The organism is Shigella sp. FC1567 (genome assembly GCF_001743015.1).
Classification (GTDB): domain Bacteria; phylum Pseudomonadota; class Gammaproteobacteria; order Enterobacterales; family Enterobacteriaceae; genus Escherichia; species Escherichia coli.
Genome location: NZ_MIIV01000418.1, coordinates 1 through 383, shown reverse-complemented (window position 1 = coordinate 383; position 383 = coordinate 1). Strand labels below are relative to the sequence as shown.

The 383-nt window shown below is 53.5% G+C and carries 1 protein-coding gene and 1 pseudogene; both read right to left on the bottom strand.

Annotation, left to right across the window (positions count from 1 at the left end; translation table 11 throughout):
- On the bottom strand, positions 1-204 hold a 204-nt coding region (gene tnpB, locus BHE85_RS18925), incomplete at its 3' end, for an IS66 family insertion sequence element accessory protein TnpB (RefSeq protein WP_146628000.1).
- A pseudogene (locus BHE85_RS27750) lies at positions 201-383 on the bottom strand (IS66 family insertion sequence element accessory protein TnpB); the annotation flags it as partial. The gene tnpB and the pseudogene BHE85_RS27750, both read right to left, overlap by 4 nt.

Here is a 383-nt window from a genome sequence, read left to right as displayed (position 1 = left end):
GGTGAACAGGCACAGACCATCAGCATCAGCCCACAGGATTTTAATCATGTCACCCCGTCGGCCACGGAAGATGAACAGGTGACCGGAGAAGGGATTATCATTCAGCACATGCTGTACCTGTTCACCCAGCCCGTTGAAAGACTTACGCATATCGGTTATCCCAGCAACGAGCCAGATGCGGGTGCCTGACGGGAGTGAGATCATCGTCCCCTCCCGGTCAGTTCACGGATCAACACTGTGAGCAGCTCTGGTGAAGGATTTTCCAGCGTCATGTTACCGTGACGGAACTCCACCTTGCAGGAGCTGGCACTAACTGTAGTCTGAGTAGATAAAGACGGAGTAAGAGCAGCCACAGGTTCTTTCGGCTCATCCGGCGTTATCTC